The 23,938-nt window shown below is 42.4% G+C and carries 19 protein-coding genes; 14 read left to right on the top strand and 5 right to left on the bottom strand.

The genetic code is table 11. The features are described 5' to 3' along the window. The first annotated feature begins 2 nt into the window (after positions 1-2). Both CSV80_RS05575 and CSV80_RS05570 read left to right on the top strand, forming a co-directional pair. Positions 3-572, top strand: a complete 570-nt coding sequence (locus tag CSV80_RS05575; RefSeq protein WP_099669730.1) for a TetR/AcrR family transcriptional regulator — start codon at positions 3-5, stop codon at positions 570-572. Between the two features lie 39 nt (positions 573-611). Then, the gene (locus CSV80_RS05570) at positions 612-3,668 is read left to right on the top strand and encodes a YhgE/Pip domain-containing protein (RefSeq protein WP_099669731.1); all 3,057 of its coding nucleotides are present in this window, start codon (positions 612-614) and stop codon (positions 3,666-3,668) included. A gap of 107 nt (positions 3,669-3,775) precedes the next feature. Here the strand turns inward: CSV80_RS05570 and CSV80_RS05565 are convergent, their stop codons facing one another. Both CSV80_RS05565 and CSV80_RS05560 read right to left on the bottom strand, forming a co-directional pair. Then, a complete protein-coding gene (locus tag CSV80_RS05565; RefSeq protein ID WP_233201512.1) occupies positions 3,776-6,025 on the bottom strand; it encodes a DEAD/DEAH box helicase in 2,250 nt (749 codons plus the stop codon). Positions 6,026-6,165: 140 nt separating this feature from the next. Continuing rightward, positions 6,166-6,486 (bottom strand): GRAM domain-containing protein, encoded by a 321-nt coding sequence (locus tag CSV80_RS05560; RefSeq protein WP_099669732.1) that lies wholly within the window; start codon positions 6,484-6,486, stop codon positions 6,166-6,168. A gap of 808 nt (positions 6,487-7,294) precedes the next feature. Between CSV80_RS05560 and CSV80_RS05555 the strand changes: the two genes are divergently transcribed. The 7 genes from CSV80_RS05555 to CSV80_RS05525 all read left to right on the top strand — a co-directional run bounded on the left by CSV80_RS05555 (position 7,295) and on the right by CSV80_RS05525 (position 15,140). Next, on the top strand, positions 7,295-8,272 hold the full coding sequence (locus tag CSV80_RS05555; RefSeq protein ID WP_099669733.1) for a LacI family DNA-binding transcriptional regulator: 978 nt from the start codon (positions 7,295-7,297) through the stop codon (positions 8,270-8,272). Beyond that, the gene (gene rbsK, locus CSV80_RS05550; protein ID WP_099669734.1) at positions 8,272-9,150 is read left to right on the top strand and encodes a ribokinase; all 879 of its coding nucleotides are present in this window, start codon (positions 8,272-8,274) and stop codon (positions 9,148-9,150) included. Before CSV80_RS05555 ends, rbsK begins: the two co-directional genes overlap by 1 nt. Next, positions 9,147-9,536: a D-ribose pyranase gene (rbsD, locus tag CSV80_RS05545; protein ID WP_099669735.1), complete on the top strand. Its 390-nt coding sequence runs from the start codon at positions 9,147-9,149 to the stop codon at positions 9,534-9,536. Before rbsK ends, rbsD begins: the two co-directional genes overlap by 4 nt. Before the next feature lie 16 nt (positions 9,537-9,552). Continuing rightward, positions 9,553-11,049 carry a sugar ABC transporter ATP-binding protein gene (locus tag CSV80_RS05540; RefSeq protein WP_099669736.1) on the top strand — a complete coding sequence of 499 codons (1,497 nt, stop codon included), beginning with the start codon at positions 9,553-9,555 and terminating at the stop codon, positions 11,047-11,049. Further along, positions 11,036-11,977, top strand: a complete 942-nt coding sequence (gene rbsC, locus CSV80_RS05535) for a ribose ABC transporter permease (protein WP_099669737.1) — start codon at positions 11,036-11,038, stop codon at positions 11,975-11,977. Before CSV80_RS05540 ends, rbsC begins: the two co-directional genes overlap by 14 nt. Positions 11,978-11,992: 15 nt before the next feature. After that, complete coding sequence (gene rbsB, locus CSV80_RS05530; protein WP_099669738.1) at positions 11,993-12,928, top strand: ribose ABC transporter substrate-binding protein RbsB; 936 nt, start codon at positions 11,993-11,995, stop codon at positions 12,926-12,928. 544 nt (positions 12,929-13,472) lie between these two features. Next, complete coding sequence (locus CSV80_RS05525) at positions 13,473-15,140, top strand: glucosaminidase domain-containing protein (RefSeq protein ID WP_158231975.1); 1,668 nt, start codon at positions 13,473-13,475, stop codon at positions 15,138-15,140. 45 nt (positions 15,141-15,185) lie between these two features. Here the strand turns inward: CSV80_RS05525 and CSV80_RS05520 are convergent, their stop codons facing one another. Continuing rightward, positions 15,186-16,097 carry an NAD(P)/FAD-dependent oxidoreductase gene (locus CSV80_RS05520; protein WP_233201513.1) on the bottom strand — a complete coding sequence of 304 codons (912 nt, stop codon included), beginning with the start codon at positions 16,095-16,097 and terminating at the stop codon, positions 15,186-15,188. A gap of 190 nt (positions 16,098-16,287) precedes the next feature. Here CSV80_RS05520 and CSV80_RS05515 point away from each other — a divergent pair, with 190 nt between their 5' ends. Next, positions 16,288-17,223, top strand: coding sequence for a carbohydrate kinase family protein (locus CSV80_RS05515; RefSeq protein WP_099669741.1), 936 nt, complete (start codon positions 16,288-16,290; stop codon positions 17,221-17,223). Positions 17,224-17,532: 309 nt separating this feature from the next. Beyond that, a complete protein-coding gene (locus CSV80_RS05510; RefSeq protein ID WP_099669742.1) occupies positions 17,533-19,461 on the top strand; it encodes an FUSC family protein in 1,929 nt (642 codons plus the stop codon). A 293-nt stretch (positions 19,462-19,754) separates the two neighbouring features. Here the strand turns inward: CSV80_RS05510 and CSV80_RS05505 are convergent, their stop codons facing one another. Then, on the bottom strand, positions 19,755-20,039 hold the full coding sequence (locus CSV80_RS05505) for a hypothetical protein (RefSeq protein WP_099669743.1): 285 nt from the start codon (positions 20,037-20,039) through the stop codon (positions 19,755-19,757). Between the two features lie 445 nt (positions 20,040-20,484). Between CSV80_RS05505 and CSV80_RS05500 the strand changes: the two genes are divergently transcribed. Genes CSV80_RS05500 through CSV80_RS05490 form a run of 3 tightly spaced genes read left to right on the top strand, consistent with a single transcriptional unit; the run spans position 20,485 to position 22,724 of the window. Then, on the top strand, positions 20,485-21,189 hold the full coding sequence (locus CSV80_RS05500; protein ID WP_099669744.1) for a CBS domain-containing protein: 705 nt from the start codon (positions 20,485-20,487) through the stop codon (positions 21,187-21,189). Positions 21,190-21,213: 24 nt separating this feature from the next. Next, positions 21,214-21,960 carry an ABC transporter ATP-binding protein gene (locus CSV80_RS05495; protein ID WP_099669745.1) on the top strand — a complete coding sequence of 249 codons (747 nt, stop codon included), beginning with the start codon at positions 21,214-21,216 and terminating at the stop codon, positions 21,958-21,960. Further along, positions 21,957-22,724, top strand: a complete 768-nt coding sequence (locus CSV80_RS05490; protein ID WP_099669746.1) for an ABC transporter permease — start codon at positions 21,957-21,959, stop codon at positions 22,722-22,724. The genes CSV80_RS05495 and CSV80_RS05490 overlap by 4 nt, the downstream gene beginning before the upstream one ends. On the opposite strand, the gene CSV80_RS05485 is transcribed toward CSV80_RS05490, so the two are convergent. Further along, complete coding sequence (locus CSV80_RS05485; RefSeq protein ID WP_099669747.1) at positions 22,725-23,912, bottom strand: cation:proton antiporter; 1,188 nt, start codon at positions 23,910-23,912, stop codon at positions 22,725-22,727. Between the last annotated feature and the right edge of the window lie 26 nt (positions 23,913-23,938).

The following is a 23,938-nucleotide window of genomic DNA, read 5'->3' as shown; positions in this document are numbered from 1 at the left end:
TAATGGATCGCAGAGAAGAAATTATGTTGGCAGCTGAAAAATCATTTTCGATGTTCGGATATAAAGCGACAACGATGGACCGGGTCGCGAAGATTGCGAATGTGGGGAAGGGCACAATCTATACATTTTTTTCAAATAAAGAAGAATTATTTCATTCGATTGTTTGGAAAATGGTTGAAGAAATGAAAAACGTCTCCGAACGAACTGCTAAAGAAGGAGCATCTTTTCAAGAAAATGCCCATGCACGTATTATGCAGTTGCTGGAGTTTCGCGAGACGCATCAGCTATTCATTAAATTGATTGAAGAAGAGAAAGAGTTGCGTACACCTGCTGTAGGAGATGCGTTAACTTCTATAGAGAAGGAAATATTGAAATTCATTGCAGGAAAGATTGAGCGCGGTGTCGCAAAAGGTGAATTGAAGCCATGTAACAGCGAACTGATTGCTTTCCTTTTATTCAGATCTTATTTAGCACTAGTTAATGATTGGTCAAAAACACATGATGAACAGCTGACGGAGAAGCAAATAACGGACATTTTGAACGGTACGATCTTCTCCAGTTTGTTAGTTTGACGTGCGCATGACGGAATATAGAGTGAGGGTTTATACGAAATGAATAAAATATGGTTTATAGTCAGACGGGATCTCCGGAATATCTTCAAGAATAAAGCAGCACTCATTGTCATTGCGGCGATTGCTTTTCTGCCTTCCCTATATGCTTGGATGAACATCCTCGCTTCGTGGGATCCGTATTCCAATACGGAAGGCGTGGAAGTCGCAATCGTCAGTGAAGACGTAGGGGCGAAGATTGAGGACAAAGAATTCAATGTCGGAGATGAAGTGATTGTCTCGCTGACCAATAACGATGATCTCGGCTGGCAGTTCGTAACGAAAGACGAAGCGTTAAAAGGCGTGAAGCACGGGGATTATTATGCTGCGATCATCATTCCAAAAGACTTCTCGGAGAATTTAAGCAGTGTCGTCACCGACGATATGAAGAAGCCGACATTAGATTATTATATCAATGAAAAAATTAATGCGATTTCCCCGAAAGTAGCGGGTAAAGGTGCATCTGCGATAGTAGAAAATATCGATAAAACATTCGTTGAACAAGCGAATGAAGCAGTCATCAAAGTATTCAATAATCTGGGAGTAGAACTTGAAGACAATCGTGGGAATATCGAAAAGCTACGTGATTTAATTTATCAATTAGAATATGACATTCCAGATATTTATTCGAAATTACAGATGGTAGATAAAGGCTTGGATTTTGCAGATACTTCTATTGATCGCGTAGATGTCGTGCTTGACGACGTCAATGTAGTGCATGCCAATGCGAAAAAGTTAAACGCACGGCTGATTAGTAAGTTGCAAGAGAATGAAAAGACCGTGGATCACACATTGCGTATCATTACGTCTAACTTGGAGAGTGCACAAACAGCATTCCGCAAAGTGCCCGATTTGACGAGTGAGCTGTCAGGTAAAGGAGAAGACGTCGATCGTATTGTCGATTCGCTACGGGATAAGCAAGACAAATTAGAAGATACGAATGCACGATTAGATGATATTTACGATTATTTGAAAAAGCAGGATCAGAATCTAAAAGACTCAACGAATATTAAAGATTTGCAAAGTTCCTTGAATGATAGCGTCACCGATTTAAACCGTTTGAAAAAGAATTTGGAAACAATCATTTCTGATTTGCAGAGCGGTAAGAACCCAGCAACTGATTTGATAACACAAACACAAGCGTTGTCCGATAAACTCGCTGAAGATATGGAAAAAATCAAAGGCAATTACGAAAATGTATTATCGCCGCAAACTGAAAAGCTTATGAAGCAGTTGAATGAGCTTTCCGCGAATATCACGGGCTTATTGGATCGTGGGACCGAAGTGAATGGCAATGCGCAGGAATTCGTTCAAGGCTTGATTGATAAGCGTGAATCTATAGATTTCAGCAAATACCAAGAACAACTCGACAGTATGTCCACTGCGATAGAAAGTCAGATTGGAAAAGTGGATTCGGTCATTTCGGTTTTAGAAGCTGCAGGTAATGTGACGGGCAGTGACCAAATTGTCGGTCTGCAACAGCGATTTGTCGCGTTACGTGATCAGTTATCGTCAACTCAACAAGCCATCGATAAAGTGCAAGCTGCCATCGACAAAGGCGAGAAACCGAGCCTCGAGTTGTTGAATCAACTTCAAGGACAGCTACAGGCGAGTCAGCAAAAGATTGCGGATGCACGAAATCAATTTGATGCAAATAGCCAAAAAGCGATTGCAGAGGCGATTAAACAATTACAAAATTTCGATGAAGGACTGCGCGATCGGTTCAATGAACTCCAAGCATCGAAGACAGAAATTGATGAGAAGCTTGCAGGGTTGCTAGAGACAGCGGAAAATCCTGAGGTTACGATCGGTGCTCTTCAAAAAATGGTTGGCCGGATTGATAATGGACTAACGGCAATCGGTTCCATTAACAATGGATTAACAGATCTTGAGAAATTCATTCATTCGGATAAACTGTCTGCTGAAATTGAGCGAATCAAAACGGTTCAAGACAGCTTGTCGTCTGCCCATTCATCCGTTGACGGCCTAGTTGGTCGAATCAATGAATCAAAAGCGAACGGTAAAAAGCATTTGGCTGAAGTCGATCGTGTATCGGGGGAATTAGATCGTTCGGTTGGCGAAGCTATCGATTTCGTCAACAGTGATTTGACGAGAAAGTATAAATCCGCTATGCGTGATGCAACCAATGCGTTGTATGACGTGTCCGACGTATTAGACGAAGTAAATGGACGGATCCCACGTCTTCGTAATGCGCTTGAAAAAGCGGATGCAGGGGTGGTACTTGGGAAAAAAGATTTGGCGAAAGCTCAGGAACTCTTCCCAGAAGCTCGTGAAACGATAGAAACGATGGCAGAGAAAATCCGCAAGTTAGAAGACGAAGGAGACTTGGATAAATTATTGGATGTCCTCTCAACGGATCCGATAGGTGTCAGTAAGTTTCTCGCTGAACCGGTTGTCTTAAATGAACATGCGTTATATCCAATTCCAAACTACGGTTCAGCCATGAGCCCATTCTATACGACACTTTCATTGTGGGTGGGCGCATTGCTCATGGTATCCACGCTGAAAGTCGACATCCGAGAAAAGACACGATTCAAGAGTTATCAAACGTATCTTGGACGGTTGATTATCTTCGCTGGAATAGGCACGGTTCAATCATTGATCGTTACGCTAGGTGAATTATTCATCATGAATGTCTACGTCGTGAATAAACTACCGTTTGTATTATTCGGTGTACTGATCAGTGTCGTATTCGTTTCCATCGTGTACACACTCGTGTCCGTATTCGGTAACACTGGTAAAGTTATCGCGATCGTTTTGATGGTCATGCAGCTCGGTGCATCAGGAGGTACATTCCCCATCCAAATGGCACCAGAATTCTTCCAAAAGATTTCCGCATTTATGCCATTCACACATGCGATCACGTTATTGCGTGAATCCATTGGTGGAATTATCTGGGCAGTGGCGTTAAAACAAATACTCTACCTGTCCATCTACTTCGCGTTAGCGCTCGTAGCAGGGCTTGGATTGAAGAAGTTCTTTAATAAATCGAGTGATAAGTTTATTGAGAAGGCGAAGGAAAGTAATATTGTGATGTGATGGAAAAAGACTGTACAGAAAGTAGTTTTACTAACTTTTTGTACAGTCTTTTTATGTGTAATTAGATTTAGAGCACTCAATTATATGATTTTTTAGAAGCTACTACATTAAAATAACTTCATTTGCTCCGAATTACTATTCTCACTTGTCCCATTAACATAGCCTAAATCCCTAAAGCCCTTGGAGCGCTTCTTAGACATATTTATAAGGGCAGGAACCTTTTGGTCAATATAATCATATACGCGTACTTCCTGTTTTTCAGAGTGATTACGGTGTAACCGTCCTACGTATTGAGTTAATAAACCCTTCCAAGAGATTGGCATAGTTAGAAACAGCGCATTTAATCGTGGAAAATCAAATCCTTCACCTATATATTTTCCTGTCGCTATAATTAAGAGTTCTTCTTCGCTCGGTAGATCCCGGATGAAGTTTAATGCCTTCTCTTGTTCTTTTTTTGAGAGTTCTCCGGAAAGAACGATAATATTTTTTGCGAATCCCTTAAACAAACTATGAAGTATATGTACATGATTTATTCGTTCGGTCAGAATTAATGGTGTCATACCTTCCTCTAATGCTAAAAGCGCGTCTTCGAAAATAAGTCCATTTCGCTTAGTATCCTCTGCCATTTCATTGTACATTTGCTGAATATTTTCATATTTAGTATTATAAGAGGTTTTTCTTTCAAAGATAAGATGATGAAAAGGGCGAACCAGGGCCTGTTCTTTAGCATCTGTTTTATATAAAATTGGACCACATTGCATCGTAATTATTGGGTGAAGTCCATCTTTACGAGCCGGCGTAGCTGTAAGACCATATACATGTTTCGCTCGAACCATCTTCATTAATTGTTCAGAAGTATAAGCAGATAGATGATGGCATTCATCTATAATAATTTGACCGTATTGGGTGATAATAGGATCAATTCCGTTAGAGGTCAATGTTTGTATGGTGGCTACATCAATTTTTCCTGTAGGCTTCCGTTTTCCACCGCCAAATTGGCCTATATCCTTAGGGGGGGAGTCCAGAAACAATGAGAGCTGATCAATCCATTGATTCAGTAACTGTTTACGATTCACTATGATAAGGGTATTCACTTTTTGCTCAGCAATAAAAGCAGCTGCTGTTACGGTTTTTCCGAATCCAGTGGCGGCTGCTAATACACCGCCATCATGGGCTTGCAACTGTCGAAGTGCGTCTACTTGTTGTGAAGATAGGGTTCCGTTGAAGTTTGTCTCAATTGGGTTTCCTGAAAAACGTTCATCTATCCAATCCAATTCAATTCCCTTAGAAGACATTAAGTCCTGGATAGCCTGCTCACATCCTCTTGGAAGGATTAAATGAGAAGTAGTTTTATCAAAACCTTCAATCGTTGAAGGTATGGTATATGTAGACAATCTCTTTGCTCTTGCTTTAAAATACTCAGGGTTTCCAAAAGAAGCTAAACTTTCGAGTTGTGATGTAAGTGAATCAGGAAGTTCTTCCAATCTGAAATGAATGCCGTTCTTTTTAATAGCTTGTAGAGTAGTTGGATAATCAGTGGCATTATTAGCGGGAACTTGCACATTAAGTAACTGAAGGTATTTGTAAATCATATTCTTATCCACTTTATTTAAACAAGATAAATAAAGCCACTGATCTTCAAATGGTTGAAAGGCTTCATTAACAAAAACGCTATTGCCAAGATCTCGGGCATAGCGTTGTAGTGGTAGGGCGATTAGGTTTCCTAGGCTTCTAGTATTTGCAAGAGAATCCTGACTTGGAAATAAACGATCAAAAGAATCTAACTCAGCAGATGTTTTCTTATCCGCATGTGCAATCAGTGCTTTGCCGAGAGTGCGAGCTAAAGAGGAAGGTAAGGCTTCTGAAAAGAACAGCCAGACATGCGCCCCATTGCCAGAACGGGATCTTTCAATACTACAAGGAAGCTGAAGACTTTTACAAATATTTACGAATGCGAGCACATCATTTTGCCAATTCTTTTTATCAAAGTCTACAACTAGAAACCAACAAGAGTTATCTACTAACAAAGGATATAGACCGACAATGTGCTTGCCACTCAAATGATCATAAATTGTTTGATCTGTAAGAGGGATATAGGATTTATTCCGTCGAACTGGAGAATATCCGTTCTTACCATTCTCCAACTTCCATCTAGTTGCATAGACATCCGCTCTACCCCGAAAAATACTTTGAAATAATTGAACTTTCTGTTGTGCCGTTGAAGTATTGGTAATTAAACTAGTAGATTCTTTAATTTGAAAATCTGGCAAATAATTTTGTACTATCATTTTTAAGTACTTATTCTCAGTCTGAAGTTTTTCTAGTTCTAGATTCATTTCCTGTTCAGATATCTTCATAAACATGCACCTCTTATAATTCAATTCAGTGATTCGCTATCCTTAGTGTACTAATAAAGATAGAGCTAATACAAGAGGTCTCTCAATATTCAGTCTTATGGAATTGTATTTAATTTACAAAACGTTTAGAAACTTACTATTCACATCAAATCCCAAACTGCCTTGATAATATCATTGGACTTCACAAAAAGTGAACTCTCTAAAACAAATGTATGCAGAGTACCGTCTTTTAACTCGACGGTAATTCCGTTTGGGACAATACCTAACACATAGGAAGAGTCAATATTATTGATGTCGGTAATATTGAACTCCAAAATATCTCGTTGAAAATGCATATTGTATGGATGAAAGATGAAGCGCTGATTTGTGATAAATAAATTCCCACTGACGTAATCTATACTTTTGCGTAAGTCCACTGGTATTTCATATTGGACTGTTTCGTTTTCTCGATAATTCGTCATGCAGATCTCTCCTCTATGGATTTTATCTATGACTCTAATTTCATATTACCTCTATAGATATGTATAGACAAGACATCTTGATTTATGCTCTATTGTTTGCGTTAGCCGCTCGATTTAGTTGTGTATCCGCTCAAAGTATATCCGCGAGCGCTCTATGTTTCGGCTCAAGCGCTCAATAGCCCGTGCTATCCGCTCAAAGCCTGTCCGGGAACGCTCAAAGTGTCTTCTCAAGCGCTCTATCACCCGCGCTATCCGCTCAATCCAAGTTCGCGAGCGCTCAATGTGTTGGTCTAAGCGCTCTAACGCCCGCGCCATCCGCTCAATCCCTGTCCGCGAGCGCTCAATGTGTTGGCTCAAACGCTCAATAGCCCGCGCCATCCTCCAATCCAAGTCCGCGAGCGCTCAAAGTGTCGACCTAAGCGCTCTAACGCCCGCGCCATCCGCTTAATCCATGCCCGCGAGCGCTCAAAGTGTTGGCTGAAGCGCTCAATCGCCCGCGCCATCCGCTCAAACCCTGTCCGCGAGCGCTCAAAGTGTCGGCCTAAGCGCTCTATCGCCCGCGCCATCCGCTCAATCCAAGTCCGCGAGCGCTCTAAGCAGCAGTGTACCCGCTCAATGTATCACGCAATCCGCTCTAAGCAGCTGTATAACCGCTCAATCCCGCCCCGACAACCGCCCGATCTAACCCAATATTCACTCAACAATCCACATCGCCTCCCAAAACCATTTCGCTATTGACACTAAAAATCTCCGTCTGTTATCATTATGTGTAACCGGTACCACATAGAACAGAATGTAGGTGAAATAGTTGGCAAATATACGGGATGTGGCTAAAGCTGCTGGAGTTTCAGTTGCGACTGTTTCACGCTATTTAAATAATAAAGGATACATAAGTGAAGAGGCGAAACGGGTGATTGCTAAGGCGGTGGATGAGTTGAACTATCAGCCTAGTATGATTGCGCGTTCTCTTAGTACGAAGCAATCTACTTTTATTGGCTTGATTGTTCCGGATATCGTCAATCCGTTTTTTCCGGAACTGGCGCGTGCGATTGAAGATGTTGCGCTGGCGTATGGGTACACGTTGATTTTGTGTAACTCGGATGAGGATCTAGAGAAGGAAATTAATTATGTAAAAACTCTGCAACAGAAATATGTGGCGGGGTTTATTGTTGCGTCGAATCATGTAGAAGCGGAGCATTATATGGGGCTGGATATCCCCATTGTAGCAATCGATCGAAGAATTCATTCGTCGATACCGTATATTGCGACCGATAACCGCGAAGGCGCTCGTATAGGAACTGAGCATTTATTGGATAGCGGTTGCAGAAACATTCTTTGTATGCGCGGGCCTTCAGGATTAGGTCCTGCTGATGATCGATTTGCTGGATTCATGGATGCGGTAAAGGGGAAGAATATAGAAACACATATTATTGAATGTCCCTTCCATTTTGATATAGCGGAAACGATGGTGAAAAAGATTTTGCAAGAAGTGTCAATTGACGGGATTTTTGCGAGCAGCGACGTGACCGCAGCGGGTGCAATGAAAGCTGCGTATTCAGCGGGTATTCATGTACCGAATCAGCTTCAAATCGTTGGATATGATGGAACGATGCTTGCGAGCCAATTAACACCAGGCTTAACGACGGTAGCGCAGGACTTATATAGAATGGGTGCGATGGCAGCGAAGATGCTCATTGAATTAATTAAAGGGCAAGAGCTGACGGAGCGTGAAGTACTGATTCCGGCAGAGTTGCTCATTCGCCAAACAACGAGGAGTGAAGCATGATGATAACGGTAATTGGCAGTGCCAATATGGATTTGGTAGTTGGTACGAAAAATTTCCCGGACCAGGGCGAGACGGTTCTTGGAAATGTGTTCGACACAGTGCCAGGTGGAAAAGGTGCGAATCAGGCAATTGCTGCAGCACGACTTGGCAGTGAAACACATATGGTTGCGTGCGTGGGAAATGATTTATTTGGTACGAGCATAGTGAACAATCTTCAACAGAATAAAGTCGGCGTCACCGGTGTAGGTACAGTGGATGGAGCTTCCGGCATCGCAAATATTTTGCTGTCAGAAGGAGATAATCGGATTATCGTCGTACCAGGTGCCAATTCTTTGTTGATGCCAGCACATATTGACGAAATAGAAGACCTGATCAAACGTAGTGACTTGGTGATGCTACAACTAGAAATTCCTATTCCTACTGTCATTTATACATTAGCGAAGTGCCAAGCGATTGGTGTTCCGGTGATGTTGAATCCTGCTCCAGCGCGTGGATTTGAGCTCGACATGATGCCTTCGATTACTTACTTAACGCCGAATGAAACGGAATGTGAACAGATTTTTGGCATGGACATGGTCAGTGCATTAGAAAAGTACCCGAACCGTTTGATTATTACGCTAGGTAATGACGGCGCACGATTCTTTGATGGAGAAAAGCATGTCATAGTAGAAGGCTTTAAGACACATGCCGTGGATACGACAGGTGCGGGTGATACGTTTAACGGAGCGCTTGCACATGGAATAGTAGCGGGGATGGAACTGGAACGAGCAGTTCGTTTCGCGAATGCGGCCGCTTCACTTTCCGTAGAGAAGTTCGGCGCACAAGGCGGCATGCCTTCATTTGAAGAAGTGGAAGCGCGTTTGGAGGAGAGTCGATGAAAAAGCACGGCATGATCAATCGCGATATTGCGGCTGTGCTGGCTAAAATGGGTCACACCGATCAATTGACGATTGCGGATTGCGGTCTGCCGATTCCTGAAGGTGTTCCGAGTATCGATCTTTCGTATACGATTGGAAAACCTGAATTCACGGAGATTTTATTGGAATTATTGAAAGACTTTCAAGCAGAAAAAGTATATATTGCAAGTGAAATAAAAGAAGAGAATCCTACAGTCTATAGTGAAATTACACAACTAGAATGTCCGATAGATGAGCTAACACATGATCAATTAAAAGAACTATCTAGACAATCGAAAGTGATTATTCGGACAGGAGAGGCGACACCTTATGCCAATATTATCGTCCAGTCAGGCGTCATATTCTGAAAGTGGGTGTGCAGAGATGATTGCGATGAGTGGGATATCGAAAAGTTTCAATGGAAATAAAGTACTCGACAATGTGGAATTTAATGTAGTCAAAGGTGAAATCCATGCGCTCATGGGAGAGAACGGTGCAGGGAAATCTACGATGATGAAGATTTTGACAGGGATTTATTCTCGTGATTCAGGGGAAATCTCGGTCAAAGGAAAGAAAGTAGAGTTCAAGAACGCCAAGGAAGCTGAAGCAGCGGGAATTGCGGTCATTCACCAAGAGCTCAATATTTTACCGGATTTAACAGTTGCTGAGAACTTTTATTTAGGTAAAGAAAAGACGTTCGGAAAAACCGGGATTTTGAAGACGAAGGAAATGAATCGTCAAGCGGAAGAGATTCTATCGAAGTTAGGCTTGCAAGTTGACGCGCGTACAATCACGCGTGAATTATCCGTAGGTAAACAGCAGATTATTGAGATTGCGAAGGCGGTTTCTTCTAATGCAGAATTAATTATTATGGATGAGCCGACTGCAGCATTGACGGACCGTGAAATCAAAACGTTATTTAAAACTGTTCGAGCATTGCAGGCGGAAGGCGTTTCATTCGTTTATATATCACATCGGATGGAAGAGATTTTCGCGATGTGCGATCGTATTACTATATTACGGGATGGTCAATACGTCGGTGTGCGGAATATAAAGGACACGACGTTTGAAGAAATTGTGCAGATGATGGTTGGACGTGAATTGGGTGAACGATTCCCAGCACGAGCGTGTGAAATTGGCGATGTGAAACTAAAAGTAGAAAGTCTCTCGCGCAATGACTATTTTGAAGATGTATCGTTTGAAGTGCGAAAAGGTGAAATCGTCGGTATTGCCGGATTGATGGGTGCGGGGCGTACGGAAGTGATTCAATCGATTTTCGGCTTTAAGAAACCGACTGCGGGCAAGATTTTCATTGATGGGGAGCAAGTGATTATTTCAAATCCGTTGCAAGCAAAAAAGCTTGGGATCGGATATGTCACAGAAGACCGGAAAACTGAAGGGTTGATTCTCGATTTTTCGGTTCGGGAAAATATGTGCCTGACAAACTTCAATCGAATTTCAAATTCAGGTGTCATTCAACGAACGAAAGAAAGTCAGTTGTATGACACGATGTCTAAACGTCTCGGGGTTCGCACGTCTGGACCTGAACAAATCGTTAAGTCATTGAGTGGTGGTAACCAGCAAAAGGTCGTCATCGCAAAATGGCTTGGTATTGAGCCAGATATTCTGTTTTTGGATGAACCTACAAGAGGAGTCGACGTGGGTGCGAAGAAAGAAATTTACAGCATCATCAATGAATTGGCTGAGCGTGGAGTCGCGATTGTGATGATTTCATCCGAACTACCGGAAGTGATCGGCATGGCAGACCGCGTGCTCGTCATGCATGAAGGCCAGTTGATGGCAGATGTACCGAAAGAGGAAATGACACAAGAACGAATTATGCATTTTGCAACAGGAGGTGACAAAGTTGTCCAAGACTAATATGAAATCGTCATTACAGAAATTAGGACCGTTCATTGGTTTATTATTGATTGTGGTCATTATTTCCATTATGAGTCCAAGTTTTTTAACGCTGAACAACTTGTTCAACGTATTGCGTCAAGTGTCAATTAACGCATTGATTGCGTTCGGGATGACGTTTGTTATTTTGACAGGTGGAATTGATTTATCAGTTGGATCGATTCTCGCGTTAACCGGAGCCGTGACAGCAGGTATGATGTCAGGCGGTATGGATCCAATTTTAGCTATGCTGCTCGGCGTATTACTAGGTGTGCTGCTTGGTGCAATCAACGGTTTGATTATTGCGAAAGGCAAGGTCGCACCATTTATCGCAACACTCGCGACGATGACGATTTTCCGCGGATTGACTTTAGTCTATACTGAAGGACGCCCGATTTCAGGACTTGGCGATTCATTCACATTCCAAATGCTCGGAAAAGGATATATTTTCGGTATCCCAGTTCCGGTCATCACGATGGCGATCTCCTTTGCAGTGCTGTACTTTATATTGAAGAAAACGACATTCGGACGCCGTGTATATGCGGTCGGTGGCAATGAAGAAGCGTCACGTCTTTCCGGAATTAATGTCGATCGAGTGAAGATTTATGTCTATTCATTGGCAGGCGGTCTAACGGCAATCGCGTCACTTATTTTGACGTCACGCCTAAACTCCGCACAGCCAACAGCGGGTAATATGTTTGAACTCGATGCGATTGCGGCCGTTGTACTTGGCGGGACAAGCTTGACTGGCGGTCGCGGTTGGATTGTCGGTACTTTAATCGGTGCATTGATTATTGGTGTCTTAAATAATGGTTTGAATTTGATAGGTGTTTCCTCTTTCTTCCAACAGGTAGTAAAGGGTGCAGTTATATTAATTGCAGTACTCTTAGATCGCAAAAAAACCGCATAAGGAGATGTGAATTGTATGAAAAATATCAAATGGTTACTACTTATGGCCATCGTGCTCGTTTTGGCTGCTTGTTCATTAGAGCAACCAGGTTCGAATTCTTCATCAGATGATCAAGGCGAAGCTGGAAATGATGGCGACAAAGTGTATAAAGTCGGTCTTTCCGTATCGACGCTAAACAATCCATTCTTCGTGACATTGAGTGAAGGTGTGAAAGAACAGGCGAAAGAGTCTGGATCTGAAGTGATCGTTGTCGATGCACAAGATGATGCGTCTAAACAAGCGAGTGACGTAGAAGATTTAATCCAACAAGGTGTAGATTTGTTAATCATCAACCCGACGGATTCTGAAGCGGTTGTATCTGCAGTGGAATCAGCAAACAGCTCGAACGTCCCGGTCATCACAGTAGACCGCAGAGCAGAAGGTGGAGAAGTCGTTTCTCATATTGCCTCAGATAATAAAGCAGGCGGTGTGTTAGCTGGAGAATACCTGCTCGAGTTACTTGGCGAAGATCAACCACAAGTAGCAGAACTTGAAGGGATCGCAGGTTCATCCGCAGCGCGTGACCGTGGAGCCGGCTTTAACGAAGCGGTTGACGGCAAGGTGAATATCGTGGCGAAACAAACAGCAAACTTTAACCGTGCAGAAGGTTTGACGGTAATGGAGAATATTTTGCAAGCTAACCCTGACATCCAAGGCGTATTCGCGCATAATGATGAGATGGCGTTAGGTGCGTTAGAAGCTATTCAGTCGGCTGGCAAGGATATTATCGTCATTGGATTCGACGCAACAGACGACGCTGTAGCATCTGTCAAAGATGGTAAGTTGTCCGCAACGATTGCCCAGAAGCCTGAGGAAATTGGGGTCAAGGCAATGGATGCAGCGGTTGCACTGTTAAACGGTGAAGATGTAGAGGCGGATATTCCAGTTGATTTGGAGTTAATTAAAGAGTAAGTTTGTGTTTTAGTTTGAGCGGAGCTCTCTGGCCAGATTTTTTTGGCTGGGGGGCTTTTTTGTTTTATGGAGGGAGTGGGGCGGGGGGATTGAGCGGTTGCGGACTGCTATAGAGCGGATAGCTGGCGTGATAGAGCGATTGCGGGCCATTATAGAGCGGATAGCCGGTGTGATAGAGCGATTAGGGCCCGCAGTAGAGCGGAAGCCGTGTGTGATAGAGCGGGTGACACTATAGAGCCGGAATCGCGTGTCATAGAGCGGATAGCCCGTGCTATAGAGCGGATATCTCACGCCATAGAGCGCTCACCACATATCATAGAGCGAATCACCAGTTAGATAGAGCACATAAACAATTTATTGAGCATTCAAGAAATAAACATCCATACTAAAAGCACATTCTACCCATATCCTCGCGTAAAAAGTGTCAATTACTCCGCTACAACACCGAATTCAAAACTATGTACCAATTTTTCCAAACTTCCTATCAAATCTAGCAATAACCTGTATAATTGACACTAAAAGGAGGTTGCTAGATTTGAAATCCATGACGAAACTACTTACAACTACAGTCATCGCCTTTCTGCTTACTTTCGCGATGACGCTATCAACTAAAGCGGCTACTTGGGAGGACCATTCGGCTGACCAGGATCCGGACAAGCCGTGGACTGTCACGTTCAATAAACCAGTAAATAAAGATACGGTCAATAAAAAAACAATTTATATCACGGATTCTAAAGGAGTTACGCAGAACAATGAAATAACATACTCAGACTCCGACCAGAAAGTACATATTGCACCGCCAGCAGGAAATTATCGTAGTGGTGAAACTTACACATTACATATTACGCAAGCCGTGCATAATACCGATGGCAAACCATTAAAAGCACCGGTTACTAAAACATTTTCCATTAAAGCGGGAATAACATATGACTTGGCGAATGTACAAGCTAATGGCACGACAACTATAGCGGAAAAGTTTCCAAGCTTTGAAGCAGCAGCCGGCCGTATGAAAAGCAATCAAGTCGTGTTGTTCCAAAATAAGATAGTTCATATGCCAAAAGGATTTATCTCGACCGTGGCATATGGTGGCAGCTCATTGACGATTTTGTATGCTAATGAAAATTTGACACGACAAGAAACCTATGTCCCAGCAGACACGGAACTTGTGTACGTTGACTCAACTGAGACCTCTGTAAAAGTCGAGTTGGCAGGAAGAAACTTTTACATCAAACCACAAAATGCAACGATGCTACCGAGCCAGACTGTAACGGATCGCACACACTATAAAGTGGTGAATGGTTCGCTCTATCACTCGATTTACTCGCATAAGACAAAGACGTTTGCTTCGTATGAAATGGGTGCTGCCCCAAACTTCATGCAAGAAGGGATAAGGTATTACAGCACGGACGGCAGTCATTTCCATAATGAAACGGGGGATTTGATTGGCACGGCACATCAATACTTCCAGTACTTGCCGATGCGTAGTATGACGCGCTATACAGCTGAAGAATTGGATGCGTATATTATGAAACTGTTGCGAAGCCTAGAAAAATCCTATCCTAACTCCACAATTTACAAAGATGCTACGACAAGAAGTAAATTGATAGGATTAGGAACCGAGTTAAAACGTATCGAACGAGAAAGTCATGTGAACGCGATGCACATTTTAGCGTTGGCACAACATGAAAGTCAGTACGGTCTAAGTAAGCGCGCGTTGGACAATAATAACTTATTCGGTTTGTATGTGACAGATGATGATCCATCCAATCAAGTCTTTGCTTCGGTGAGTGAAAACATCCAAGAGCTAGTCGATTCGTTCTTGAACAGAAACTATCTACCACCGAACGCTGCATATGCAAACGGTACAAATTTCGGTAATAAAGCAGTTGGCATAAACGTCAAATACGCTTCCGATCCATACTGGGGTTCTAAGATCGCGGGGCATCTGTATCGAATGGATCGTTCGATGGGTGGGAAAGAAATGGCGAATCAGTTGAAGATTGGGTTGACGAATTACGTTGATTTAAAAGTGCGTATTGAACCATTAAAAGAGTCGCTTCAGATTTATTACTATCCAAAAGTGGGCATGCCGCTCATTATCCAGGATGATCAGTTACCAGAAAATCCATGGATTAAAATCCGTTCAGATAAAACACCGTATGGCTCGCTATATGTACATGGTGATTATGTAGATCGACTTGAATGGCAATGAACACTGAAACACCCCCTTACCTTAATTGTTGGTAAGGGGGTGTTCTTAATCTATTCGATTGAAAAACTCATTCGTCAAGTCACCATTAATCCCTATAGCAGCAGCGCTTCCGGTTCCCGCTGCGACTAGTAGCTGTGAAGGGACGATATGAGAGACGTCTCCCGCTGCGTAGACATTCCAAACGGTTGTCCGTCCATATTCATCAGTTAGGATCCCGCCGTGTTTATTGCGCTCACACCCTAAGTCTTGAGCGAAATGATTGGGATGACTCCATAGAGGAGAGGCAAATCCTCCTGCGCGGTCTATCAATGTACCATCTTCAAGCCTCACACTGTGCAATTGTCCATCTTCGCCTTCAAGCCCCGAAATGATATCATCTAAAATTTGTATCCCTTTCACACTCAACTTCTTTTGTTCCTCTGCCGTTAGCTGACCTTCTCCACCTGTAAAAACAATTAGATCCTGGCTCCATGTATAAACTTCTGCCGCCAATTTAAACACATTTTTATCCGCAAATACAGCCAATGAACGATCTCTTAATTCCCAGCCGTCGCAATACGGACAGCTGAAGATGGATGTGCCGTAAAAGCGCTCAATACCCGGCACGTTAGGCTGTTCATCACGCAAACCGACGGCGAGAAGGACTTTCTGTGTGCGGAACATCCTGCCGTCTGCTGTCATCAATTCATAATGCGATTCGTCCAAACGTTCCACTGCAACGACCTTTTTATGATGAAAGTTTACTGACGGATAGTGTTTAAGCTCTTCACGCCCCATCTGACGTAACTCTGCAGGATGCACGCCGTCACGTGTCAGGAAACCGTGTGATGCACGAGAGACGCGATTTCTTGCCTGATCATCATCGAATATAATAATATTCCGTCTTGCCCGTCCGAGTACTAAAGCCGCACTTAATCCAGCGGGTCCGCCACCAACGATTGCACATTCATAGATCATACCTATTTTCATCCCTTTTACATTCCATTTTAGTTATATGACTTCCCATGAAATGCATGAATTAAACTGTAGGGTGTGTAGTTTAACTAAATTAGCACAGAAAATACTGAACCATATTTTTTCGGACGTTATCAAAGTTAAGTTAGTTCCGTGATACGATAGAAAGAAAACTTCTGAGGAGATCAAATACATGAAGAATCCACAAGAAAAACATGTCCTAATATACGGAGACATTTTCGTAGACTACATCGCAACAGATGAAACGAACACCGAATTCTCCACATTCCTCGGTGGAGCAACAATTAATGTAGCAGCAGGTGTCTCACGCCTAGGTGCAAAATCTTCATTAATCACCGTAATCGGGGAAAACGAGGATTCGATCTTTGCAGAAAATCAGCTGCGACAAGAAGGTGTTGATGTAACGTTCGCTGTCCGTTCACCGGAGAAGAAAGTGAACCGTGTATATGTACATTTGACTCCGGAATATGATCGGGTATTTGTAAAATATATAGACGACACGCCCGATCTTCAAGTCCAACCGGGTGATTTACAAGAGGAAGCTTTCGAAAATGCTTCGATTTTACATATATGTTCCGGTACGATGTTCCAACCAACTGCTTTAGCAACAACGAAAAGAGCTGTCGAATTAGCAAAAGAAAATGGTCTATATCTATCAGTAGATCCTAATATTCGTCCGTTACGTTGGGAAAGCGAAGAAAAATGTCGTAATACCATTCTTTCATTTTTAGATCAAACGGACTTGCTGAAACTTACGGAAGAAGAACTCACTTTTCTTATGCAAGAATCGAATATAGAAAAAGCACTAGATCAACTGGCCGCCTATAATATCCCTGTCATTATGCTGACGATGGGGGAGGAGGGAACTCTTGCCATTATTGAAGGGTCGCAACATCATGTAGCGGTGGAGCCAATCGATCCCGTAGATACCACAGGAGCAGGAGATGCTTTCTTGGCGGGCGTACTTCGTGGTCTTCATCTAACTGGCAAGCCTAAATCGCTCGAAGAAATGCTTGCACATATTGAGTTTGGCAATCAAATGGGGGCGCTATGTGCAATGAAAGTCGGTGCGCTTTCCGCGATGCCTCGTGCGGATGAATTGGAGTGATGTTGCAATTTCGATTTTGATTTAGCGCTCAAAGCATGCATTTATCCGCTCTATCGTGGCCCGCAAGCGCTCAATGCGTGCGTATCTCCGCTCTATCGCCACCCGTAACCGCTCTATCCACATTTTCCAACAGGGCTACATGGCGATATAACTTAATTTGTATAGAACCGACTTTCATTGTAGGATAATAAGTTATCTGTTACTTCTGTAATAGAACTTTTATAAGAAAACACTGTGCATATTTATATACCGGCAGTCATTTTAATGTTAAAGTACTTAACGATATAAATTGATGAAAGTAGTGAATGCATGAAACTGACAAAGAAATTGATCATTTCCAATACTATTTTATTTATTTTCATTATCGGATTTGTTGTGGGCTTTGGCGCCTTGTTTGGGAATGAAAATATTTTAATTGGTGTCTCGACGATTACTGCCATGCTGATGTTGCTTGAACGTGATTTAACGAGTCATCCATTCAGCAATACGATGAAATTTATTGCCCTCAATGTATTTATGGGAATCGCCGCATATTTAACAGGCTTTAACGTGTGGTTGGCAGTGCCGATTAACTTTATCACCATGTTTGTAATCAGTTATTCGTTACTGTTTAATCTGAAAAATCCTCTTTATTTAACTTTTACTCTTCAATATTTATTTCTTCTGGCTATGCCTGTAGCGGCTGATGCAATGCCGATGCGACTAGGCTCTCTCGTCTTTGGTGCGTTGGCTATCATGGGTGTCCAAATGATTGCCAATCGAAATAAAGTACAGAAAAGCGGCAGTAAGAAGGTGCAGCTGATTTGTGAATCGCTTATTGAAAAGATTCGATTACTGCAAACCGGGGAACCGCGAGAAGATATTACTACAAAAATTGCCAACGACATCAACAGTTTGAGAAGCATCATTTATGATAAACGCGAAGAAAATTATTATTTGACAGAAGAAGGTCGCCTGAAACTAAATATCTCCGTTGCGTTGGAGAAGATCGATATTCTACTTGATGATGTAACGGATGAAGAACTGGATCAAAAGCTACTTGAAGAAGTAATACTAACTCTCCAGTTGGCTGCTGATAGTATCCTCGACAAAGAAGCGATGGCAGCTCTAGAAGAATCATTTGATACCATGCTAAAGAAATATAAAGCAGAGCATAATCATAAATTATTTGTGCTCGGCATGCTGAATCATATTGGATTCCTCCAGTTAAACTTGAAAGAGTTGACTTCTATAGAAAAAGGCCAAGCCAATGTCGTTAAGCGGCTGGAACAGATTCCAAAGAAGTTCCAAAAACTGACGATTAGTGAGAAGAAAAGCCATACGAATTCCATTAAAATATCCTACGCGATCCGCATGGCAATCGGAATCTCGATAGCAGGTTTCATTACAGACTTCTTCGACTTGGCTGAAGGACGCTGGATGATGTTCACGGTAATGTCCGTCATTATTCCGCTATATGAACAATCTAAGAAAAAAATGCGCGACCGGATATTCGCCACTATCGTTGGTTCGGTGGCGGTCACATTATCATTCATGGTATTCCACAGCAACACCGCCAGATCTATCATCTTAATGTTTTCAGGTTATTTGATGAGTTATGTGAAGACTTATCGTTATAACACCATTCTTGTGACATTTTCCGCTATCGGTTCGGTAGCTCTAATAACGGGCACGACGCACGTCCTGACGCTCGAACGAGTTTTATTTGTCATAGCTGGAGTAGTTTTGGCGCTACTGATCAATAAATTCATTTGGCCATATAAATTGGAAGATGCGAATCGCGATTTATGGGATATGTACGAAGATACGATTCATGAAATGACAGTTGAAGTAGATAGGAAAGTGAAGGGTGGCGGAAATGAACATGCCATCAAAAACTTGCTGTTGATTGCGAATATGATTGAAGATCGTGTGAAATTGAATAATCAAGGCGCGCAAAGTAAAGAAAGTATGACTTGGCTCAAGCATCAGAGACGCGCCGCTACGACACTATTTGAATTATACGGTTGGCTAAATCAGCGTGGCTTGCGTGAATCTAATATCCCTGCAATCACTTCAGGTTTAAATGTACTTCTGCAACGCACGATTCCTGAAAGTGAAATGGAGCAAGCTATCACAGAAATGGAAGAAGTGATTCACGCCACTCCACGGATCGAGGATCGGATGGTGTTGAGTATGTTAGTGGAAGTAATGAGAGAGTTGAAAGAATCACGTAGCGTGATGGATGATGGAATGTAGGACTGTGCTCAAAGTACATGGTTAACTGCTCTATCAAGTCCGGTATCCGCTCTATATAGACCTCTGAACGCTCTATTGCGGTCCATAATCGCTCTATGACGATGTTCATCCGCTCTATCACACCCAGCAACCGCTCATACACAAACTACCCAACATATAAAAAAGCAGCTCCGCATATGCGTGGGCTGCTTTTCTCACGAATCAAATATTAAATTTCTCAATCATATTTTGCAATCCCAATGTCCGCACAGTTTGTTCTGATGATTCATCAGCTTCAATTAGATGTAATAATTTCAGGAGCCATACCTAATAGTACAAATATCTTCTACACCAATCTCCTGGACATCAGAATCTCCAAATGGTTGAAAGTGGATAGTACGAACTTTCCGATCAAACTGTAAGTAGTAACCGTTATATTGTACCTCTTTGGAATCCTTCAATGTAATCTCTACAGGCGCGCCCATTGTCAGGTCGGCAAGTATATGAATGATTTTCTTTTCCTCATAACATCGCGCTTTTCGTTTCGGAATATACGGCACATCGTATTCATGGTGAGGTCTGAACTTTCTAGATGACATGTTTTCATGCACCTCCTTCTCTCTTTAGCGTATGTGGAAATTTGCTAGAGAACTGTGCCGCTTCATTGGATATATTCAATAAGGATGAATTGGTGTATGTATGTTGAAAGAAAATTTACGGGAAGTCTTATTCTCGATATTGAAAGGGGTAATTGAACTAGAAAACTCATCAAGAGAGAACTGAATTCCACTATATACATCATGTCTTTTGTATTAGTCCATATGGTATCAATAAAGAGAGAAAACTATTCAAAAGCATAGGGGGATGAAAGAGAGGAACACTCAAATTAAACAGATTCGAAATAATAATAAGTCGCTGCAGTGACCGTCATTAGGCATCGCAACGGCTTTTTGAATCTTTAAAAGTAGAGCTTGCCATGAAGTCTAAAGGCGCGAAATGAAATTGAAATATGCTATACTTTGCCTAGAATAGGGGCGATGTGTCATGGAGCATAAAAATTCAGAGCGTTTTCTCATTGCGTTTAACCGAATCGATAAATCGTTAATGAAGATGACAGGTTTGCCGAATCATTTTTCATTCTCAAAGAAAATCGATCGAGCTAAATCGCAACATGCGTTGGTTGCTCATTATGAAGATGATCTGCGTGAGTTTGGCAGTTTACGTAATGCGATTGTGCATAATCGGACAGGCTTTGACTATGCTATAGCGGAGCCTCATGATGAAATTGTAAAACTGATTGAGAATATAGATGAACGATTATCCAACCCGGTCACGGTCAAAGATTTATTCTCTGGAAAAGTACATATCGTGCAAGCAGATGAATCACTCGCCACAGGTCTGCGTTTAGTAAGAGAATGGAAAATCAATCAATTACCTATTTACAAAAAAGGTCAATTTATCGGATTAATTACCGCAGATGGCATCATGAATTGGTTAGCGGATCAGGAAGCAGATTGCATTTCCCGGGAAATACCGACATTATTAGACGTATATAATCACGAGAAAAGAAGGAAAACCTATCGTTTTGTCAAAAGTTCGATGTCGGTTTATGAAGCAGAAGGATTTTTTAGAAAGTCCATTGTGTCGGGGAAACGTCTCCAGGCTTTGCTCATCACCGAGCAAGGTGGTAAAGATGAGAAACTGATCGGCATCATTACTCCATTGGATTTATTGAAAATAGATGAATGAAGAAGTGTGGAAAAGGTGAGATGGATGGATAGTGAGCAGAATACAACCTTGTATGAGCCTGCGATTCATTTTCAAAATGTATCGTTTGAAGTGGAGGGCACGAAGATTCTCGATTCGATAACCGGATCTTTTCCTACAAATGAGATTACGGTATTGGTCGGACCTTCGGGTGCCGGGAAAACGACTTTATTAAAAATGTGTAACGGTCTGCTGAGTCCTACTAGTGGGGATATTACGATACAGGGGCAGGCAATTCATGAAATGTCGCCGATCGATCTCCGTCGAAAAGTGGGGATGGTGTTACAAAATTCACCAATGATCGCTGGAAGCGTCTATGACAATTTGGCACTGCCATTGCGTTTACAAGGCAAGACGTTGAGTAAAGAAAAAGCGTTGGATATTTTAGATCAGGTCGGTCTTGAAGGAGAGTATCTTGAACGTGACAGCCAGAACTTGTCGGGTGGTCAGCAACAAAAAGTATCGATTGCCAGAACGTTATTGAATCAGTCGAAGATTTTGTTGATGGATGAAATTACGTCTGCGCTAGATCTGTCTTCGTTGAATGAAGTAGAGGTTTTGATTCGTAAACTGCATAATCAGCATGCTATTACGGTCATCTGGATTACGCACAACTTGGAGCAGGCGAAGCGAATGGGGCAGTATGCATGGATTATGGTGGATGGGAAGTTAGTGGATGCCGGCGAAATATCTGTACTTGATCATTCAGATATCCCGTCAGTCCATCGCTTTTTGAAAGGGGACTTTTCATGAGTACGACTGCTTTATTCCTGACACTGATCTTTGTGCTGATCCCGCTAGTCCTGTCCAAAACACTCGGATTGCAGTTGGAGAAAGATACCATTGTCGCGACGATCCGTTCAACTGTGCAATTAGTGGCGGTAGGCTTCGTACTGAAGTTTGTCTTCGATTCGGAAAGTTATGTGTTCATCTTCTTGATGGTCATCTTGATGATTGGAGCAGCCGTGCAAAATGCGCGTAAAAAAGGCCAAGGTATTAAAGGGATCACGTGGAAGTTGATCGTGACGTTTGTATTGCTGGAAGTGTTGACGCAAAGTATCTTACTAGGCTTTAAGATTGTCCCAGCTACTGCACAATATATTATTTCATTGACCGGTATGGTAATCGGAAATTCGATGGTCCTAGCGATTTTATTCCTCAATCGTTTCGTGTCGGAAGTTGAAGCGCATCGCTCGGAAAGTGAACTGATCTTGTCACTTGGCGGCACACCAAAACAGGCGATACATAAGCAATTGATGCGCTCTATTCAAGCAAGTATGATCCCGACAATTGAAAGCCAAAAGACGATAGGACTCGTGCAATTGCCAGGTATGATGAGCGGTCAAATCATTGCAGGGGCGGACCCGTTAGAGGCTGTCCAATTTCAAATCTTAGTCATATTTCTATTATTGACAACGGCTGCATTAACGAGTGTTTGTTTAGGGTTACTTTCCTATCCGACTCTGTTCAATGAACGCATGCAAATGATTCAACGACAACAAAAGCACTCGAAGTAATTACTTTTCGAGTGCTTTTGAAAGTGGATAAATACCAATACTTTGCACGACGAGTGACAACAAGACTACGGCGAATCCTAACGAAACGAGAGCATCCGCGGAACTGTCTGCGGCATCAGCTAAGCTTAACAATAAGAAAATCGACATCGTCCCCCGAATGCCTGCCCATGATAGGAGCGAGGCTTTTTTGATGTTTAATAACTTTCGATAACTTGAGAATAATTGCATCGTCCCGGTGATTACGATAAATCGTATGATAATCGAAACGATAAATATTCCGATTGCTAGCCACCCATTATGCAAAGGGAACAAGTAGTCAGCTGACACAATTCCGATAGCTAAAAACAATATCGAAAGCAACGCAGGTTCCGCCACATCCCAAAACCCATCCAACGACTCTCGGTGCATTTCCTCCTCATCAGCACGTCCTAGTTCGGCAGATAACATAATACCCGCCGCAACTGTTGCCAATACACCTGAAAACCCTAATGCTTCGGCTAAATGAAACGCTCCGTACGCAATGATGATACTGAGTAATACTTGATTTTCCCGATGCGTTGAAAGGTGAATTGCTTTACTGACTATCCAACCTGCGACTAATCCTGTAGCCACACCACCGATCGATACGGAAAGAAACTCTCCTACGAATGACCAAAATTCAAACTTTTGCTGCGTCGTGAACATCTTCAACAGTACAGTGAATAACACGACACTAGTCCCGTCGTTAATCATAGATTCCCCGTCGACAATATCCGCAACCGAAGGATCATCCAACGACTTTTTTAATATGGATACAACAGAAACAGGGTCAGTCGGCGTCAAAATAGAAGCGACCAATAATGCCCCTACTAATGAAATCTCTATACTCGCTCCCATCCAATATGTAGCGAGTCCTAAGAGGAGAGCGGTCACGAGTAAACCAGCAGTACTAAGCGTTCCGATAACTCTGGCATGCTTTCGTAATGAGCTAGCCGAGTAGTGGTACGCAGATGCGAATAGCAGTCCTGGTAAGAAAATAGTATAGATGATTTCTTTGGATATATTGATGCTATCGAAGTAGGGGATGAATGACAGCCCAAAACCGATCGCGACTAGAAAGACAGGAAGTGGAAAGTTCTTCTGCTTTTTATCGATTGTCATCGCGACGTAGCCTATGGTTAATAAAATGAGGATTTGTACAGTGCTCATCCCATTCACTCCTTTCTTTGAGGGTT

The organism is Sporosarcina sp. P12(2017) (genome assembly GCF_002743035.1).
Classification (GTDB): Bacteria; Bacillota; Bacilli; order Bacillales_A; family Planococcaceae; genus Sporosarcina; species Sporosarcina ureae.
The sequence above is the reverse complement of the archived record's forward strand: the minus strand, read 5'-3'. Positions and strand labels throughout refer to the sequence as shown.

Coding starts and splice junctions, on each gene's coding strand:
- CSV80_RS05570 (WP_099669731.1), top strand. CDS start 612: ATGAATAAAATATGGTTTATAGTCAGACGGGATCTCCGGAATATCTTC.
- CSV80_RS05515 (WP_099669741.1), top strand. CDS start 16,288: ATGAAGAATCCACAAGAAAAACATGTCCTAATATACGGAGACATTTTC.
- CSV80_RS05540 (WP_099669736.1), top strand. CDS start 9,553: ATGATTGCGATGAGTGGGATATCGAAAAGTTTCAATGGAAATAAAGTA.
- CSV80_RS05520 (WP_233201513.1), bottom strand. CDS start 16,097: ATGATCTATGAATGTGCAATCGTTGGTGGCGGACCCGCTGGATTAAGT.
- CSV80_RS05525 (WP_158231975.1), top strand. CDS start 13,473: ATGACGAAACTACTTACAACTACAGTCATCGCCTTTCTGCTTACTTTC.
- CSV80_RS05575 (WP_099669730.1), top strand. CDS start 3: ATGGATCGCAGAGAAGAAATTATGTTGGCAGCTGAAAAATCATTTTCG.
- rbsK (WP_099669734.1), top strand. CDS start 8,272: ATGATAACGGTAATTGGCAGTGCCAATATGGATTTGGTAGTTGGTACG.
- CSV80_RS05500 (WP_099669744.1), top strand. CDS start 20,485: ATGGAGCATAAAAATTCAGAGCGTTTTCTCATTGCGTTTAACCGAATC.
- rbsD (WP_099669735.1), top strand. CDS start 9,147: ATGAAAAAGCACGGCATGATCAATCGCGATATTGCGGCTGTGCTGGCT.
- rbsB (WP_099669738.1), top strand. CDS start 11,993: ATGAAAAATATCAAATGGTTACTACTTATGGCCATCGTGCTCGTTTTG.
- CSV80_RS05505 (WP_099669743.1), bottom strand. CDS start 20,039: ATGTCATCTAGAAAGTTCAGACCTCACCATGAATACGATGTGCCGTAT.
- CSV80_RS05560 (WP_099669732.1), bottom strand. CDS start 6,486: ATGACGAATTATCGAGAAAACGAAACAGTCCAATATGAAATACCAGTG.
- CSV80_RS05485 (WP_099669747.1), bottom strand. CDS start 23,912: ATGAGCACTGTACAAATCCTCATTTTATTAACCATAGGCTACGTCGCG.
- CSV80_RS05510 (WP_099669742.1), top strand. CDS start 17,533: ATGAAACTGACAAAGAAATTGATCATTTCCAATACTATTTTATTTATT.
- CSV80_RS05495 (WP_099669745.1), top strand. CDS start 21,214: ATGGATAGTGAGCAGAATACAACCTTGTATGAGCCTGCGATTCATTTT.
- CSV80_RS05490 (WP_099669746.1), top strand. CDS start 21,957: ATGAGTACGACTGCTTTATTCCTGACACTGATCTTTGTGCTGATCCCG.
- CSV80_RS05565 (WP_233201512.1), bottom strand. CDS start 6,025: ATGAAGATATCTGAACAGGAAATGAATCTAGAACTAGAAAAACTTCAG.